Annotated in this window: 14 protein-coding genes; 5 read left to right on the top strand and 9 right to left on the bottom strand. The window is 69.3% G+C overall.

The window, feature by feature from the left end; translation table 11 throughout:
• Nucleotides 1-5 precede the first annotated feature (5 nt).
• The 5 genes from GCU53_RS14750 to GCU53_RS14730 form a co-directional block, all read right to left on the bottom strand.
• On the bottom strand, nucleotides 6-1142 hold the full coding sequence (locus GCU53_RS14750; protein ID WP_152389915.1) for an MFS transporter: 1137 nt from the start codon (nucleotides 1140-1142) through the stop codon (nucleotides 6-8).
• Nucleotides 1143-1207: 65 nt separating this feature from the next.
• Nucleotides 1208-2701 carry an aldehyde dehydrogenase gene (locus tag GCU53_RS14745; protein ID WP_152388282.1) on the bottom strand — a complete coding sequence of 498 codons (1494 nt, stop codon included), beginning with the start codon at nucleotides 2699-2701 and terminating at the stop codon, nucleotides 1208-1210.
• A gap of 133 nt (nucleotides 2702-2834) precedes the next feature.
• Nucleotides 2835-2990 (bottom strand): 50S ribosomal protein L33, encoded by a 156-nt coding sequence (rpmG, locus tag GCU53_RS14740; RefSeq protein ID WP_003457707.1) that lies wholly within the window; start codon nucleotides 2988-2990, stop codon nucleotides 2835-2837.
• 10 nt (nucleotides 2991-3000) lie between these two features.
• Nucleotides 3001-3237 carry a 50S ribosomal protein L28 gene (gene rpmB / locus GCU53_RS14735; protein WP_012703271.1) on the bottom strand — a complete coding sequence of 79 codons (237 nt, stop codon included), beginning with the start codon at nucleotides 3235-3237 and terminating at the stop codon, nucleotides 3001-3003.
• A 346-nt stretch (nucleotides 3238-3583) separates the two neighbouring features.
• A complete protein-coding gene (locus tag GCU53_RS14730) occupies nucleotides 3584-4381 on the bottom strand; it encodes a class II aldolase/adducin family protein (RefSeq protein ID WP_208845269.1) in 798 nt (265 codons plus the stop codon).
• 183 nt (nucleotides 4382-4564) lie between these two features.
• On the opposite strand from GCU53_RS14730, the gene GCU53_RS14725 reads away from it, so the two are divergent.
• Entirely contained in the window at nucleotides 4565-6142 is a 1578-nt protein-coding gene (locus tag GCU53_RS14725; RefSeq protein WP_152388281.1) for an ABC transporter substrate-binding protein, read from the top strand.
• A gap of 104 nt (nucleotides 6143-6246) precedes the next feature.
• Here GCU53_RS14725 and rpoH read toward each other — a convergent pair whose 3' ends face one another.
• The 4 genes from rpoH to ftsY all read right to left on the bottom strand — a co-directional run bounded on the left by rpoH (nucleotide 6247) and on the right by ftsY (nucleotide 10237).
• Complete coding sequence (gene rpoH / locus GCU53_RS14720; protein ID WP_152388280.1) at nucleotides 6247-7101, bottom strand: RNA polymerase sigma factor RpoH; 855 nt, start codon at nucleotides 7099-7101, stop codon at nucleotides 6247-6249.
• 102 nt (nucleotides 7102-7203) lie between these two features.
• A complete protein-coding gene (gene ftsX / locus GCU53_RS14715) occupies nucleotides 7204-8211 on the bottom strand; it encodes a permease-like cell division protein FtsX (RefSeq protein WP_152388279.1) in 1008 nt (335 codons plus the stop codon).
• Nucleotides 8211-8879 (bottom strand): cell division ATP-binding protein FtsE, encoded by a 669-nt coding sequence (ftsE, locus tag GCU53_RS14710; protein WP_152388278.1) that lies wholly within the window; start codon nucleotides 8877-8879, stop codon nucleotides 8211-8213. The genes ftsX and ftsE overlap by 1 nt, the downstream gene beginning before the upstream one ends.
• Nucleotides 8876-10237, bottom strand: coding sequence for a signal recognition particle-docking protein FtsY (gene ftsY / locus GCU53_RS14705; protein WP_152388277.1), 1362 nt, complete (start codon nucleotides 10235-10237; stop codon nucleotides 8876-8878). Before ftsY ends, ftsE begins: the two co-directional genes overlap by 4 nt.
• 125 nt (nucleotides 10238-10362) lie before the next feature.
• Here ftsY and GCU53_RS14700 point away from each other — a divergent pair, with 125 nt between their 5' ends.
• From GCU53_RS14700 to GCU53_RS14685, 4 genes are read left to right on the top strand one after another with little or no spacing between them, the layout of a single operon-like run.
• Nucleotides 10363-11709, top strand: coding sequence for a M16 family metallopeptidase (locus tag GCU53_RS14700; RefSeq protein WP_152388276.1), 1347 nt, complete (start codon nucleotides 10363-10365; stop codon nucleotides 11707-11709).
• Nucleotides 11702-13180, top strand: a complete 1479-nt coding sequence (locus GCU53_RS14695) for a M16 family metallopeptidase (RefSeq protein WP_152388275.1) — start codon at nucleotides 11702-11704, stop codon at nucleotides 13178-13180. The genes GCU53_RS14700 and GCU53_RS14695 overlap by 8 nt, the downstream gene beginning before the upstream one ends.
• Nucleotides 13181-13786 carry a 16S rRNA (guanine(966)-N(2))-methyltransferase RsmD gene (gene rsmD, locus GCU53_RS14690; RefSeq protein WP_152388274.1) on the top strand — a complete coding sequence of 202 codons (606 nt, stop codon included), beginning with the start codon at nucleotides 13181-13183 and terminating at the stop codon, nucleotides 13784-13786. It abuts the gene before it with no gap.
• Nucleotides 13787-13839: 53 nt separating this feature from the next.
• Nucleotides 13840-14829, top strand: coding sequence for a hydrolase (locus GCU53_RS14685; RefSeq protein WP_152388273.1), 990 nt, complete (start codon nucleotides 13840-13842; stop codon nucleotides 14827-14829).
• Nucleotides 14830-14857: the final 28 nt, after the last annotated feature.

The following is a 14857-nucleotide window of genomic DNA, read 5'->3' as shown; positions in this document are numbered from 1 at the left end:
CCAGGCTAGACGGTCTCGCCGGACAGTCTGCGGCGCAGCTCCAGCAGGAGAAAGCCGGCCGCTCCTGCGGCCATCAGAAGCGGCAGTGCATGACCGCTCAGCCACTGGCTGGCCGCGCCGGTGGCCAGCGGTCCGAGCAGGCAGCCGATGCCCCACAGCTGGGCCACATGGGCGTTGGCGCGGACCAGCGCCGCATCGCGAAAGCGCTCGCCGACGAGGATCAGGGCCAGGGTGAACAGTCCGCCGGCACTGGCGCCGAACAGGATCAGCAGTGGCCAGACGAAGACGGTCTGCAGCAGCGCCGGGATCGCCAGGCTGGTCAGCAGCAGGACCAGACCGCAGCTGCGGAACAGGGCCTGGCGCGGCAGCCGGTCGGCGAGCCAGCCGAGCGGCAGCTGCAACAGCGCATCGCCGATCACCACAGCGCTGGCCAGACGCAGCGCGGTCGTCTGGTCCAGCCCCTGACGCAGGCCGTAGACCGGCAGCAGGGTGAGGATCATGGTCTCGAAGGCGGCGAACAGCACCACCGCCCAGGCCACCGTCGGCAAATGCCGGCAGAAGCCGAACAGCCCGCGCCCGACGCCCTGCCGGATCTCCATCCGCGGCGCGCCGTGCGCCCCGAGCAGGAGCAGCGCGCCGCCGAGCATGAGTAGCACTGCCCCCCAGAAGCCGGCGTCTCCGGCGGTTCCCAGCCAGGTCAGCAACAGCGGGCCGGACAGTTGGCTCAGCGCATAGCCGGTGCCGTACAGCGCCACCAGCCGGCCGCGCCAGGCCTCCACGGCCAACTGGTTGATCCAGCTCTCGCCGAGGACGAACACCAGGGTCAGGGCCACACCGAGCCACAGGCGCAACAGCAGCCACAGCGGGTAGCTCGGCAGCAGGGCCAGCAGTGCCACCGACAGCGCCCCGACCAGCAGGCTCAGGCGCATCAGCCGCGCCGTACCGAAACCCGTCGCCAGGCGCCCGGCCAGGGCGGCGCCGAGCAGCACGCCGATGCCCGGCATCGCCGCCATCGCGCCGATGGCGAAGGTGCCGTGGCCCCAGCTCTCCAGGCGCAGGGAAACCAGCGGCAGGCTCAGGCCGAGGGCCAGCCCGACACTGATCACCGCGGCGCAGACGGCGAAATAGCTGGCCCAAGGCATGGTCGCCGCCAGCGGCGCCGGCAGGCGTTCCGGGCGGACCATGTCAGGAAACCGCCTTCACAGCTTCACAGCTTGATCCAGGTGGCCTTCAGCTCGGTGTACTTGTCGAAGGCATGCAGCGACTTGTCGCGGCCGTTGCCGGACTGCTTGAAGCCGCCGAACGGCGCGGTCATGTCGCCGCCGTCGTACTGGTTGATCCACACGCTGCCGGCGCGCAGCGCCCGGGCGGTGCGGTGGGCCTTGGACAGGTCGCGGGTCCAGATCGCCGCGGCCAGGCCGTAACTGGTGTCGTTGGCGATCTGCACGGCCTCCTCCGGGGTGTCGAAGACGATCACCGAGAGCACCGGGCCAAAGATTTCCTCGCGGGCGATCCTCATGGCGTTGCTCACCCCATCGAACACCGTCGGCTCGACGTAGGTGCCGCCGGTTTCCTCGAGGATGCGCCGGCCGCCGGTCAGCAGGCTGGCGCCCTCGCCCAGCCCGGCCTCGATGTAGCCGAGCACGGTGTCCAGCTGCTGGCGGTCCACCAGGGCGCCGACGTTGGTCGCCGGGTCCAGCGGATGGCCGGGCTGCCAGGCCTTCAGCGCCTCCAGCAGCAGCGGCAGGAAGCGGTCCTTGATCGAGCGCTCGACCAAGAGACGCGAACCGGCGGTGCACACCTCGCCCTGGTTGAAGGCGATGGCGCCCGCCGCGGCCTCGGCGGCGGCCTCGAGATCCGGCGCGTCGGTGAAGACGATGTTCGGGCTCTTGCCGCCGGCCTCCAGCCAGACGCGCTTCATGTTCGACTCGCCGGCGTAGATCATCAGTTGCTTGGCGACCCGGGTCGAGCCGGTGAACACCAGGCAGTCGACGTCCATGTGCAGCGCCAGCGCCTTGCCCACGCTGTGGCCGTAGCCCGGCAGCACGTTGAGCACGCCGGGCGGGATGCCCGCCTCGAGCGCCAGCCGGGCCAGGCGGATGGCGGTCAACGGCGACTTCTCCGAGGGCTTGAGCACCACCGAGTTGCCGCTGGCCAGCGCCGGCCCGAGCTTCCAGCAGGCCATCAGGAGCGGGAAGTTCCACGGTACTATGGCCGCCACCACGCCGACCGGCTCGCGGGTGACCAGGCCCAGCTCGTCGTCGGGGGTCGCCGCCACTTCGCCGTAGAGCTTGTCGATCGCCTCGCCGCTCCAGCGCAGCGCCCGCGCCGCAGCCGGCACGTCGATCTTCAGCGCATCGCCGATCGGCTTGCCCATGTCCAGGGTTTCCAGCAGGGCCAGCTCCTCGCGGTGGACTTCCAGCAGCTCGGCCAGGCGGATCATCACCGCCTTGCGCCTGGCCGGCGCCAGGCGCGACCAGCGGCCGCTTTCGAAGCTGCGCCGCGCCGCCGCCACCGCCAGCTCGGCATCGGCCGCCGCACAGCTGGCCACCTGTGTCAGCAGGCGTCCGTCGATCGGACTCAGGCAATCGAAAGTCGCGCCGTCGGCGGCAGGCAGGTACTGGCCGTCGACGAAGGCGCGGCCCTCGATGGGCAGGCTGCGGGCACGCTCTTCCCAGTCGGTGCGCGTCGGGGTGGTCATGGGGGCATCCTCTCGTCAGTGGAGCGATCAGGACACCCTACCCCCGGCATCCGGGGCTTTCAATACGAACGCCGGGCCCGAAAACGAAGAAGCCCGCCAAAAGGCGGGCTTCTTCGTCAGGCAACCGGATCAATCACTTGATCTTGGCTTCCTTGTAGATCACATGCTTGCGCACGACGGGATCGAATTTCTTGATCTCGATCTTGTCGGGGGTGGTGCGCTTGTTCTTGTCGGTGGTGTAGAAGTGGCCGGTACCGGCGCTGGACACCAGACGGATCAGTTCACGCATGATTCTCTCCTCAAACCTTTTCGCCGCGAGCGCGCAGCTCGGCCAGCACTACGTCGATACCGCGCTTGTCGATGATGCGCATGCCCTTGGCGGAAACGCGCAGACGCACGAAGCGCTTCTCGGACTCGACCCAGAAGCGGTGATGCTGCAGGTTCGGCAGGAAACGACGACGGGTTTTGTTGTTAGCGTGGGAAATGTTGTTCCCGGTAACCGGACCCTTACCGGTCACTTGACAGACTCTCGACATGCCTCAGCCCTCAAAAACCACATGCCCAACCCGGCATGGGTTGGCCGCTTATCTTTCAGTCATTCGGCGCCCGGCGGTTCGTGCGAAAGGCTCCGCACGCCTGCTGCGCCACGATTCATCGGGGTCTGACCGGCTGTCACTGGCAACGCAGGAAGCGGGCCCCTAGAAAAGAGCGCTGCTTTATATCAGAAAGCCCCCTGCGGGGCAAGAATCGTAAGGCTTCGGGCGGTGGGCGGCAGACCTTCGCATCACCCTGTGGTCATGCCGCCGATGCCGGCTCGCCCAGGCCTCCCAGTCACTGGCAGAGCACCGATGAGTCCACCCTCCTCCTGCTCTCGTGGAGTATTCATTCCCGATAGGAAGCATCCAGCGTGTCGACCTTCCTCACCCGGGCATCGAACACCGCCGTGCACAGCTCCGGCTGCAGGGCCCCGGCCTGGAGACGGGTCCGGCCCAGCACCTCTGCCGGCAGACGCGTCATGCGTCCGACCGGGGCAGCAGCGACCTGGATGTCACAGGCACGCTGCAGCAGCCACAGCCACATGAAGGCTTCCTCGAGCGTCTCGCCCCAGCTCAGCAAGCCGTGGTTGCGCAGGATGACCACGCGCTTGTCGCCGATGCTCGCGAGCATTCGTTCCCGCTCGTCGAGGTTCACCGTCACGCCCTCGAAGTCGTGATAGGCGACCCGGCCATGCAACTGCGCCCCGTAGAACGAATCATGGGACAACCCGTCCTCCAGGCAGGCGACCGCACTGCCGGTGGTCGTGTGCGTGTGCATGACGCAATGGGCGGCCTGGATATGTCCGTGGATGGCGCCGTGGATCACGAAGCCGGCCAGGTTGACCGGATGCCCGGCTGCCCGGACGGGCCGGCCTTCGAGGTCGACAGCGACGAGATTCGACGCCGTCACGTCGCTGTAGTGCAGTCCGAACGGATTGATCAGAAAGACCGTTTCCGGCCCGGGAACGCGCAGCGTGATGTGATTGAAGATGGACTCGGTCCAGCCCAGGTAGTCGAAGACACGATAGCAGGCGGCGAGCCGCACACGGGCCTGTCGCTCTGCCTCGGTGATCGGCAACAGACGATCGCCGAGGCGCGGCGCCTGGTCCATGAGCAGGCTCTTGGGCTTCGAGGTTTCGGTCATGTCCGCTACCCCCTGCGCGCTCTGATCAATGTCGAAGAATAGCCTGCGGCATGGCGGCTGGTCCCGCCTGCCGGAATGTGCAGGGGGTAGCCGGCAACAGGCGAGCCATTTCCCGGGAGAACTGCTCTAGGATAGTCCCCTTCGCCGTAGACCCAGCCGCCAGCCACTGCTCAGGAGCCCCGCATGCGCCTTGCCCTTCTTCCCTTGCTGTTCGCCCCGCTGCTGGCCCAGGGCGCCGGTCTCGTCGTCTGCACCGAGGCCAGTCCCGACGGGTTCGATGTGGTGCGCTATAACTCGCTGACCACCACCAACGCCTCCGCCGACGTGCTGATGAGCCGCCTCATCGAGTTCGACCCAGAGAACGGCCAGCTGCAGCCCGGCCTGGCGCAGGACTGGCAGGTTTCCGCGGACGGTCTGGTCTACGATTTCCAGCTACGCGAGGGCGTGGCCTTTCACCGCACGCCCTGGTTCACTCCAAGCCGGACGCTGACCGCCGATGACGTGGCGTTCAGCTTCCAGCGCATGCTCGACCCGGCCCATCCTTGGCACAAGAGCGCACCGAGCGGCTATCCGCATGCCCAGTCGATGCAACTGGGCGAACTGATCCGCTCGGTCGAGGCCGTCGGTCCGCAGCAGGTACGCTTCACCCTCGCCCACCCCGATGCCACCTTCCTCGCCACCCTGAGCATGGGTTTCGCCTCCATCTATTCGGCCGAGTACGCCGCCCAGCTGCTGGCCGCCGGCACACCGGAGAAGCTGGACAGCCAGCCGGTCGGCACCGGCCCCTTCGTGCTCAAGCGCTACCAGAAGGATGCCGCGGTGCGCTACACGGCCCACCCCGACCACTTCGCAGGCAAGCCCGCAATCGACAACCTGGTCCTGGCCATCACCCCGGACGCCAGCGTGCGCCTGCAGCGCCTGCGCCGCGGCGAATGCCAGATCGCCCTGTCGCCGAAACCGCAGGACGTGCGCGCGGTGCAGGACGCCCCCACGCTCGCGGTGGCCGCCACCCCGGCGTTCATGACCGCCTTCGTCGCCCTCAACAGCCAGCATCCGCCACTGGACAAGCCCGCGGTGCGCCAGGCCATCAACCTGGCCTTCGACAAGGTCAGCTACCTGAAGGCGGTGTTCGAGGGCAGCGCGCAGCCGGCCGACGGCCCCTATCCGCCGAACACCTGGAGCCACGCCGCCGATCTGCCGGGCTATCCCCACGACCCGGCCAGGGCCCGCGAGCTGCTGGCCAGCGCCGGGCTGGCGGAGGGCTTCAAGACCACCATCTGGACGCGCCCGAGCGGCAGCCTGCTCAACCCCAACCCCACGCTCGGCGCCCAGCTGCTGCAGGCCGATCTGGCCAGGGTCGGCATCCAGGCAGAGATCCGTGTGATCGAGTGGGGCGAGCTGATCCGCCGCGCCAAGGCCGGCGAGCACGACTTGTTGTTCATGGGCTGGGCCGGCGACAACGGCGACCCCGACAACTTCCTCACGCCGCAATTCGCCTGCGCCTCGGTCGAGTCGGGACTCAACTTCGCCCGTTACTGCGACGCACGGCTGGACCAACTGATCGCCGCGGGCAGGCGCAGCAACGACCGGACAGAGCGCAGCCGGCTATACGGGGAAGCACAGAAGCTGATCCACGAGCAGGCGCTCTGGGTGCCGCTGGCCCACCCCACCGCTGCCGTGCTGCTTCGCAAGGGGGTCGAGGGCTACCGGGCCAACCCGTTCGGTCGCCAGGATTTCAGCAAGGTGCGGCTGGACCGCTGATTGATATAGAGGAAAACCTGCGGAGGGGGCGGATGTGCCCCTGTTGGTGGGTTACGGCCTGTGGCCTAACCCACCCTACGGGACAAACCCTGCGAGAGAAGGGATCAAGCCAGAATCGAGCCCTTGAGCTTGTTCAGGGCGCTTTTCTCCAGCTGGCGGATGCGCTCGGCGGAAACCTTGTACTTGGCCGCCAGGTCGTGCAGCGTGGCCTTCTCCTCGGCCAGCCAGCGCTGGTGGAGGATGTCGCGGCTGCGCTCGTCGAGCCCTGCCAGGGCCTCGTGCAGGTTGGCCGCGGAGCTGTCGCTCCAGTCGGCCTCCTCCAGCTGGCGGGCCGGGTCGTAGCGCCGGTCCTCCAGGTAATGGGCCGGCGCCTGGAAGGCGCTGTCGTCGTCGGCATCGGCGGCCGGGTCGAAGGCCATGTCCTGGCCGCTCAGGCGGCTTTCCATCTCGCGCACTTCGTGCGGCTCGACGCCCAGGCTCTCGGCCACGGCATCGACCTCGTCGTTGTTCAGCCAGGCCAGGCGCTTCTTCTGACTGCGCAGGTTGAAGAACAGCTTGCGCTGCGCCTTGGTGGTGGCGATCTTGACGATGCGCCAGTTGCGCAGGATGAACTCGTGGATCTCGGCGCGGATCCAGTGCACCGCGAAGGACACCAGGCGCACGCCCATTTCCGGGTTGAAGCGCTTGACGGCCTTCATCAGGCCGACGTTGCCCTCCTGGATCAGGTCGGACTGGGCCAGACCGTAACCGGAGTAGCTGCGAGCGATGTGGACAACGAAGCGCAGGTGTGCCAGCACCATCTGCCGCGCGGCATCCAGGTCCTGCTGGTAGTAGAGACGATCGGCCAGTTCGCGCTCCTGTTCGGCCGTCAGCAGCGGAATGCTGTTGACCGCATGCACGTAGGCCTCCAGGTTGGCACCGGGGACCAGGGCAGAAACAGGCTGCAGGGAATTGGTCATGCGAATCCTCCGACTCACTGGGAATAGGCAGTGTAGCACCAAGGCATTTGACTGCAAGATATCGCCGAAGCTGCGTGACAGAGCGTTCGAATCGCCTGCCGATCAGCGCGGCGCCAGCTCGCTCAAGTGTCGTGCCACCGCCAGCCAGGCGCCGACATAGCCGAGCAGGACGGCCCCCAGCAGCAGCGACAGGCCATCCTCCAGCGGCACTCCGCCAAGGGCGAAGTCGCTGCCGTAGAGCCCGGCCAGACGCAGCACCGACGTGTTCAGCCAGCCGAGCCCGTAGACCAGCACCAGCCAGGCCAGCAGCCCGGCGCCACAGCCGTACAGCGTGCCCATGTAGAGAAAGGGCCGGCGCACGTAGCCGTCGCTGCCGCCGACCAGCTTGATCACCTCGATCTCGCTGCGGCGGTTCTCGATGTGCAGGCGGATGGTGTTGCCGATCACCAGCAGCAGGGCCAGCACCAGCAGCAGGGTGAGGCCGAAGACGAAGCGCTCGCCGAGCGCGAGGATCGCGCCCAAGCGCTCGACCCAGAGCAGGTCGAGCTGCGCCAGCTGCACGCCGGAAAGGTCCGCCAGCTGCTCGCGCAGGGTTTCCAGGCCGGCCTTGTCGATCTCCCGGGGCGTGACCAGGATCACCCCGGGCAGCGGGTTTTCCGGCAGTTCGCGGAGCGCCTCGCCGAGTCCGGACTGGCGCTGGAACTCCTCCAGCCCCTGCTCGCGGCCGATCCACTCGGCCTCGGCCACCTCCGGCAGCTCGGCGATTCTCGCCCGCAGGCGCTCGCCCGCCGCATCGCCCACGTCCATCTGCATGTACAGCGAGATCTGCGCGGCGCGCTGCCAGGAGCCGCCGAGCCGCTCGATATCGTCGAGCAGCAGCGACAGCCCCATGGGCAGGCTGAGGGCGACGGCCATCGCCAGGCAGGTGAGAAAGCTGCCCAGAGGCTGCCGGCCGAGCCGGCGCAAGCTGTCGGCCAGGCTGGCGCGGTGGCTGTCCAGCCAGGCCAGCAGCAGTGTGGAGAAGTCCGGCTCGTCGCTGTACGCCTCCTGCCTGGGCAGGGCGCCGACCCGTTCGGAGGGACGCGGCTCGGGCATGTTGGAGTCGCTCATCAGGCCGCCTCCCCGTCGGCGATCAGGCGCCCGCGCTGCAGGGTAAGCAGGCGGTGGCGCATCCGCGCGATCAGCGCCAGGTCGTGGCTGGCGATCAGTACCGTGGTGCCGAGACGGTTGATGTCCTCGAACACCTTCATGATTTCCGCGGCCAGTCGCGGGTCGAGGTTGCCGGTCGGCTCGTCGGCCAGCAGCAGGGCCGGCTGGTGGACCACCGCACGGGCGATGCCGACCCGCTGCTGCTGGCCGGTGGACAGGTCGGACGGGAACTGCTCGGCCTTGTCGTGGAGACTGACCCGCTCCAGGGCGAGCAGGGTGCGCCGGGCGATCTCTTCCTTGCGCAGGCCGAGGATCTTCAGCGGCAGGGCCACGTTGTCGAACACGCTGCGGTCGAACAGCAGTTGATGGTTCTGGAACACTACGCCGATCTGCCGGCGCAGGAAGGGGATCTGCGCAGTGGTGATGCCCGCCAGGTCCTGCCCGGCCAGCAGCAGCCGGCCGCTGGTCGGACGCTCCATGGCCAGCAGCAGGCGCAGCAGGGTGCTCTTGCCGGCGCCGGAATGGCCGGTGACGAACAGGAACTCGCCATGCCGCACGTGGAAACTCAGCTCGTGCAGGCCGACATGGCCGTTGGGATAGCGCTTGCCGACCTGTTCGAAGCGGATCATTGCGCCGGCTTCTCCGCGAACAGTGCGCGGACGAATTCCTCGGCAACGAAAGTGCGCAGGTCGTCGACGCCCTCGCCGACGCCGATATAGCGGATCGGCAGGCCGAACTGCTTGGCCAGGGCGAAGATCACCCCGCCCTTGGCGGTGCCGTCCAGCTTGGTCAGCGCCAGGCCGGTGATCTCCACCGCCTGGTTGAACTGCCTGGTCTGACTGATGGCGTTCTGCCCGGTACCGGCGTCCAGCACCAGCAGCACCTCGTGGGGCGCCGCATCGTCCAGCTTGCCGAGCACCCGGCGGACCTTCTTCAGCTCCTCCATGAGATTGTCCTTGGTGTGCAGGCGGCCGGCGGTATCGGCGATCAACACGTCCATGCCGCGCGCCTTGGCGGCCTGCAGGGCATCGAAGATCACCGAGGCGGAGTCCGCGCCGGTGTGCTGGGCGATCACCGGAATCCGGTTGCGCTCGCCCCACACCTGCAGCTGCTCGACGGCGGCGGCGCGGAAGGTGTCGCCGGCGGCGAGCATGACCTTCTTGCCGTCCTGCTGCAGACGCGCGGCCAGCTTGCCGATGGTGGTGGTCTTGCCGACGCCGTTGACGCCGACCACCAGGATCACGTAGGGCGGCTGCGCGGCGTCGAGCGCCAGCGGCTGTTCGACCGGCTTGAGCAGTGCGGTCAGTTCCTCCTGCAGGGCGCGGTACAGCGCCTCGCTGTCGGCCAGCTCCTTGCGCGCCACCCGGCGGGTCAGGCTCTGGATGATCGCGCCGGTCGCCTCGACGCCGACGTCGGCGAGCAGCAGGCGGGTTTCCAGTTCCTCCAGCAATTCGTCGTCGATGGCCTTCTGGCCGAGGAACAGGCTGGCCATGCCATCGCCGAGAGTCGAGCCGGTCTTCGCCAAGCCTTGGCGCAGGCGGGCGAAGAAGCCGGACTTGTTCGGCCGCGGCGCGGGCTGGGCGACCGGGACCGGCGCCTCGGCCTCGACGGCCGGCAACGGCTCGGGCTCGCTCACCGGTGCCGCTTCCACAGCAGGAGCCAGCGCGCCGTGCGCAGCGCCGCGCCAGCGGCTGGAGAAGACCGCCTCCTCCTCGGGCGCTACCGCCGGGCCGGCCTCGTCGGCCAGCGCCGCCGCGTCACTTCGGGAAGGCTCGGTCGCCGGCGGCGCCTCGGGGACGGCTGGCTGCGGCTCGGCCGCTTCCGGACGGGGAGCCTCGACGGCCTCCGACGGCTCGCTGCCGGCCGCCGGGACTTCCGCCTCGGGGGTGGACGCCGGTGCGGATTGCTCCTTCTTGCGGAACCAGCCGAACAGGCCTTTCTTCTCTCCGGCCTCGGCCGGCTTCTTGTCGTCGTTTGAACCAAACATGCAGACGGCTTTCTCACGGGGGCGATGAGACCGGCGGGCTTGGCCGCCGGCGAAACGGATGGTTATCCTAGCACCTCCCCGCCCGTCGGGCTAAGCTCGCGGGCCGCCCCACAGGTTCGACATCAATGAACGTGATCGCTCGCCATGCCGCCGCCCTGCTGCTCGGCATGCCGCTGGCGGCGCTGGCCGCCGCCTCCCAGCCGACCCACGAATACACCCTGGACAACGGCCTCAAGGTCATCGTCCGCGAGGACCACCGCGCTCCGGTGGTGGTCTCGCAGCTGTGGTACAAGGTCGGCTCCAGCTACGAAACGCCCGGCCAGACCGGCCTTTCCCACGTCCTCGAACACATGATGTTCAAGGGCAGCCGCAAGCTCGGCCCCGGCGAATCCTCGCGCATCCTGCGCGAGCTGGGCGCCGAGGAGAACGCCTTCACCGGTGACGACTACACCGCCTACTACCAGGTGCTGGCACGCGACCGCCTGCCGGTGGCCCTCGAGCTGGAGGCCGACCGCCTGGCCAGCCTGCGCCTGCCGCCGGAAGAGTTCGACCGCGAGATCGAGGTGGTCAAGGAGGAGCGCCGCCTGCGCACCGACGACCGCCCCAGCGCCCAGGCCTACGAGCGCTTCAAGGCCATGGCCTACCCGGCCAGCGGCTACCGCACCCCGACCATCGGCTGGATGGCCGACCTCGACCGGATGAGCGTCGACGACCTGCGCACCTGGTACCAATCCTGGTACGTGCCGAACAACGCCACCCTGGTGGTAGTCGGCGACGTCACCGGCGACGAGGTGAAGCGGCTTGCCGAGCGCTACTTCGGCACCATTCCGTCGCGTCCGCTGCCGGTCGCCAAGCGCCCGCTGGAACCGGCCGAACCAGGCGAACGGCGTCTCCGGCTGAACCTCAAGGTGCAGCTGCCGAGCCTCATGTACGGTTTCAACGTGCCCGGTCTGGCCACCGCCGAGAGCCCCCGCGAGGCCCATGCGCTGCGCCTGATCGCCGGCCTGCTCGACGGTGGCTACAGCGCGCGCATCCCGGCCCGCCTGGAGCGCGGCGAGGAGCTGGTGTCCGGCGCCGGCGCCGGCTACGACGCCTACGTGCGCGGCGACAGCCTGTTCGTCCTCAACGCCACGCCCAACGTGCAGAAGGGTCGCACCCTGGAAGAGGTCGAGGCCGGGCTCTGGCGCCTGCTCGACGAGCTCAAGGAAACCCCGCCGACGGTCGAGGAACTGGAGCGCGTACGCGCCCAGGTCATCGCCGGCCTGGTCTACGAGCGCGACTCCATCGCCCGCCAGGCCACCACCATCGGCCAGCTGGAAACCGTGGGCCTGTCCTGGCAACTGATCGACGAGGAGCTGGCCGCCCTGGAGGCGGTTACCCCGCAGGACATCCAGGCCGCCGCACGCCGCTACTTCACCCGCTCGCGCCTCACCGTCGCGCACGTCCTGCCCGAGGAGGCCAACCATGACTGAACGCACCCGGCTGGGCTACGGCCTGATCGGCCTGATCCTGCTGCTTCTGATCGGCCTGCTGGCCTGGCTGGCCAGCCTGCCGCCGCGTACCCCTGCCGACGCGGCGCCCACCGGACCGGCCCGCCTGGAGTCGCTGGCCGACCTGAACGGCGAGCCGCCGGTCCACCGCGCCCTGGACATCCAGAGCTGGCGTACCGCCGAAGGCGCCCGGGTGCTCTTCGTCGAGGCCCGCCAGCTGCCGATGTTCGATCTGCGCCTGACCTTCGCCGCCGGCAGCAGCCAGGACGGCAAGACCCCCGGACTGGCCCTGCTGACCAACGCCATGCTCAACGAAGGGGTGCCCGGCAAGGATGCGACCGCCATCGCCGAGGGCTTCGAGAGCCTCGGCGCCCAGTTCGGCAACGGCGCCTATCGCGACATGGCCATCGCCAGCCTGCGCAGCCTGAGCGAACCGGCCAAGCGCGAGCCGGCGCTCGCCCTGTTCCGCGAGGTGCTCGGCCGGCCGGAATTCCCCGCCGACGCCTTGGCGCGGATCAAGAACCAGCTGCTGGCCGGCTTCGAGATGCGCAAGCAGAGCCCCGGCAAGCTGGCCAGCCTCGAGCTCAACCGCCAGCTGTTCGGTGCGCATCCCTACGCCCACCCGAGCGACGGCGACACCGAGTCGATCGCACCGATCGGCCGCGAGCAGCTGCAGGCCTTCCACACCCGCGCCTACAGCGCCGCCAACGCGGTCATCGCGCTGGTCGGCGACCTGTCCCGCGCCGAGGCCGAAGCCATGGCCGCCTCCATCTCCGCCGCGCTGCCGGCGGGACCTGCGCTGGCCAAGCCGACCGAGCCGGCAGCGCCCAGTCCGGGCCTGCAGCACATCGAATACCCCTCTCAGCAGACCCACCTGATGCTCGCCCAGCTCGGCATCGCCCGCGACGACCCGGACTACGCGGCCCTCTACCTGGGCAACCAGATCCTCGGCGGCGGCGGCTTCGGCGCCCGGCTGATGGAGGAGGTGCGCGAGAAGCGCGGGCTGACCTACGGCATCTACTCGGGCTTCACCCCCATGCAGGTGCGCGGCCCCTTCATGATCAACCTGCAGACCCGCGCCGACTACAGCCAGGGCACCCTGGAGCTGGTGCAGAAGCTGGTCCGCGAGTTCATCGCCGAAGGCCCGACCGAGAAAGAGCTGAAGAACGCCAAGCGCGAGCTGATCGGCAGCTTCCCGCTGTCCACCGCGAGCAACGCCGACATCGTCGGCCAGCTCGGTGCCATTGGCTTCTACGACCTGCCGCTGAACCACCTGGAGGTCTTCCTGCAGCAGGTCCAGGGCCTCACCGTGGAACAGGTGAAGACCGCCATGGCCCGGCACATCGACCCGGACGGCTTCGTCGTGGTCAGCGCCGGCCCGACCGTCGAGCAGAAGCCGCTGCCGCCGCCGACCGCGCCCGCCGAGCGCCCCGCCGTCACGCCGGAGCACTGAATGCGCCAGACCTCCCGGCCTTTCCGCCCGGCCGTCCGTCCCCACGGCGGCCAGGGCCAGTTGCGCATCATCGGCGGCGAGTGGCGCTCGCGCCGCTTCGCCTTCCCCGAGGCGCCGGGCCTGCGCCCGACGCCCGACCGGGTCCGCGAAACCCTGTTCAACTGGTTGGCGCCTCATATAGAAGGCGCCCGCGTGCTCGACCCCTTCGCCGGCAGCGGCGCGCTCTACCTGGAAGCCCTGTCGCGCGGCGCCGCCCAGGCCCTGGCGCTGGATCTCAACGGCGAGGTCATCGCCAGCCTGCGCCGCCACCTCGACAGCCTGCGCTGCGGCAACGGCCAGCTGCTGCAGGGCGATGCCCTGCGCTATCTGGAGCACCAGTCGCCGAGTCCCTTCGACCTGGTGTTTCTCGACCCACCGTTCCATCGGAACCTGCTAACGCCCGTCTGCCGGCTGCTCGAGGAGCGCGGCTGGCTGGCCCAAGACGCCTGGATCTACACTGAAAGCGAGGCTCCGCCCTCCAGTCTCGGCTTGCCGGACAAGTGGCGCCTGCACCGGGAAAAGCAGGCCGGCCAGGTGTATTACGCGCTGTGGCAGAGGACCGGCTGAAGCGCCCCATACAGCCTCTGGCGCTGCCGTGGACGAACCTGCGGACTTCGCCGATGAACGACATTCCCTTCCGCCCCGCCTGGTGGCTGCCCGGTCCGCACCTGCAAACCCTGTGGGGACCGCTGTGCCGCAGGCCGCCGCCGCTGGAGCGCCGCCGCGAGCGCCTGTGGCTGGCGGACGGCGATTTCCTCGACCTCGACTGGCACGGCCCGGACGCTCCGCGAGCGCCCCTGGTGCTGGTCCTGCACGGCCTGACCGGCTCTTCCCGCTCGCTCTACGTGCTCGGCCTGCAGCAGGCCCTGGCGGAGCGCGGCTGGGCCAGCGCGGCGCTGAACTGGCGCGGCTGCTCCGGCGAGCCCAACCGACTGCCGCGGGCCTACCACTCCGGCGCCAGCGACGACCTCGCCGCGGTCATCGCCCACCTGCGAAGGCTGCGCCCGCACGCCCCGCTGCATGCGGTCGGCTATTCCCTGGGCGGCAACGTGCTGCTCAAGCACCTCGGCGAGAGCGGCGCGGACTGCGCCCTGCAGGCGGCCGTGGCGGTGTCGGTGCCATTTCGCCTGGACCAGTGCGCCGACCGCATCGGCCAGGGCTTCTCGCGGCTCTACCAGGCGCACTTCATGCGCGCCATGCGTCTCTACGTGGAGGACAAGCAGCGCCTGTTCGCCCGCCTCGGCCAGGCCGAGCACCTCGCCACCCTGGAGCGCCTCGGCCCGCTGCAGGGCCTGCGCACCTTCTGGGAGTTCGACGGGCGCATCACCGCGCCGCTGCACGGCTTCCGGGATGCCGGCGACTACTACCGGCGCGCCTCCAGCCGCTACTTCCTCGCCGCCATCCGCGTGCCGACCCTGCTCATCCAGGCCGCCGACGACCCCTTCGTGTTTCCCCACAGCCTGCCGCAGCCCGACGAGCTGTCGGCCTGCATCGAGTTCGAACTGCAGCCCGGCGGTGGCCACGTCGGTTTCGTCGAAGGCTCGCCGCAGCGGCCCGGCCACTACCTGGAGCGGCGCATCCCCGCCTGGCTGGCGGCTCTGCCGCGCTGAGCCCGGCTTGGCCCGGGGGGCCGGCTGA

Source organism: Azotobacter salinestris, assembly GCF_009363155.1.
GTDB classification, from domain to species: Bacteria; Pseudomonadota; Gammaproteobacteria; order Pseudomonadales; family Pseudomonadaceae; genus Azotobacter; species Azotobacter salinestris.
The sequence above is the reverse complement of the archived record's forward strand: the minus strand, read 5'-3'. Positions and strand labels throughout refer to the sequence as shown.

Coding starts and splice junctions, on each gene's coding strand:
- GCU53_RS14745 (WP_152388282.1), bottom strand. CDS start 2,701: ATGACCACCCCGACGCGCACCGACTGGGAAGAGCGTGCCCGCAGCCTG.
- ftsE (WP_152388278.1), bottom strand. CDS start 8,879: ATGATCCGCTTCGAACAGGTCGGCAAGCGCTATCCCAACGGCCATGTC.
- GCU53_RS14685 (WP_152388273.1), top strand. CDS start 13,840: ATGAACGACATTCCCTTCCGCCCCGCCTGGTGGCTGCCCGGTCCGCAC.
- GCU53_RS14695 (WP_152388275.1), top strand. CDS start 11,702: ATGACTGAACGCACCCGGCTGGGCTACGGCCTGATCGGCCTGATCCTG.
- rpoH (WP_152388280.1), bottom strand. CDS start 7,101: ATGACCAATTCCCTGCAGCCTGTTTCTGCCCTGGTCCCCGGTGCCAAC.
- ftsY (WP_152388277.1), bottom strand. CDS start 10,237: ATGTTTGGTTCAAACGACGACAAGAAGCCGGCCGAGGCCGGAGAGAAG.
- rpmG (WP_003457707.1), bottom strand. CDS start 2,990: ATGCGTGAACTGATCCGTCTGGTGTCCAGCGCCGGTACCGGCCACTTC.
- ftsX (WP_152388279.1), bottom strand. CDS start 8,211: ATGAGCGACTCCAACATGCCCGAGCCGCGTCCCTCCGAACGGGTCGGC.
- rsmD (WP_152388274.1), top strand. CDS start 13,181: ATGCGCCAGACCTCCCGGCCTTTCCGCCCGGCCGTCCGTCCCCACGGC.
- rpmB (WP_012703271.1), bottom strand. CDS start 3,237: ATGTCGAGAGTCTGTCAAGTGACCGGTAAGGGTCCGGTTACCGGGAAC.
- GCU53_RS14750 (WP_152389915.1), bottom strand. CDS start 1,142: ATGCCTTGGGCCAGCTATTTCGCCGTCTGCGCCGCGGTGATCAGTGTC.
- GCU53_RS14730 (WP_208845269.1), bottom strand. CDS start 4,381: ATGACCGAAACCTCGAAGCCCAAGAGCCTGCTCATGGACCAGGCGCCG.
- GCU53_RS14700 (WP_152388276.1), top strand. CDS start 10,363: ATGAACGTGATCGCTCGCCATGCCGCCGCCCTGCTGCTCGGCATGCCG.
- GCU53_RS14725 (WP_152388281.1), top strand. CDS start 4,565: ATGCGCCTTGCCCTTCTTCCCTTGCTGTTCGCCCCGCTGCTGGCCCAG.